The following is a 1,225-nucleotide window of genomic DNA, read 5'->3' on the forward strand; positions in this document are numbered from 1 at the left end:
GGGGTGGGAGTCCTCATCTCGAAGCAGGCTTCCCGCTTAGATGCTTTCAGCGGTTATCCCTCCCGAACGTAGCCAACCAGCCATGCCCTTGGCAGGACAACTGGCACACCAGAGGTTCGTCCGTCCCGGTCCTCTCGTACTAGGGACAGCCCTTCTCAAGACTCCTACGCGCACAGCGGATAGGGACCGAACTGTCTCACGACGTTCTAAACCCAGCTCGCGTACCGCTTTAATGGGCGAACAGCCCAACCCTTGGGACCGACTCCAGCCCCAGGATGCGACGAGCCGACATCGAGGTGCCAAACCATCCCGTCGATATGGACTCTTGGGGAAGATCAGCCTGTTATCCCCGGGGTACCTTTTATCCGTTGAGCGACGGCGCTTCCACAAGCCACCGCCGGATCACTAGTCCCGACTTTCGTCCCTGCTCGACCCGTCGGTCTCACAGTCAAGCTCCCTTGTGCACTTACACTCAACACCTGATTGCCAACCAGGCTGAGGGAACCTTTGGGCGCCTCCGTTACTCTTTAGGAGGCAACCGCCCCAGTTAAACTACCCATCAGACACTGTCCCTGATCCGGATCACGGACCCAGGTTAGACATCCAGCACGACCAGACTGGTATTTCAACGACGACTCACCGCGAACTGGCGTCCGCGTTTCAAAGTCTCCCAGCTATCCTACACAAGCCGAACCGAACACCAATATCAAACTGTAGTAAAGGTCCCGGGGTCTTTCCGTCCTGCTGCGCGAAACGAGCATCTTTACTCGTAGTGCAATTTCACCGGGCCTATGGTTGAGACAGTCGAGAAGTCGTTACGCCATTCGTGCAGGTCGGAACTTACCCGACAAGGAATTTCGCTACCTTAGGATGGTTATAGTTACCACCGCCGTTTACTGGCGCTTAAGTTCTCAGCTTCGCCACACCGAAATGTGACTAACCGGTCCCCTTAACGTTCCAGCACCGGGCAGGCGTCAGTCCGTATACATCGCCTTACGGCTTCGCACGGACCTGTGTTTTTAGTAAACAGTCGCTTCTCGCTGGTCTCTGCGGCCACCCCCAGCTCACCGTGTAAAACGGATCACCAGGTGTGGCCCCCCTTCTCCCGAAGTTACGGGGGCATTTTGCCGAGTTCCTTAACCATAGTTCACCCGAACGCCTCGGTATTCTCTACCTGACCACCTGAGTCGGTTTAGGGTACGGGCCGCCATGAAACTCGCTAGAG

Annotated in this window: 1 rRNA gene; it reads right to left on the bottom strand. The window is 56.5% G+C overall.

The annotated features are described in order from the left end of the window. Positions 1-1,225, bottom strand: a 23S ribosomal RNA gene (locus IE325_RS45800); the annotation flags it as partial.

It is taken from the genome of Streptomyces lanatus (assembly GCF_014655715.1).
GTDB classification, from domain to species: domain Bacteria; phylum Actinomycetota; class Actinomycetes; order Streptomycetales; family Streptomycetaceae; genus Streptomyces; species Streptomyces lanatus.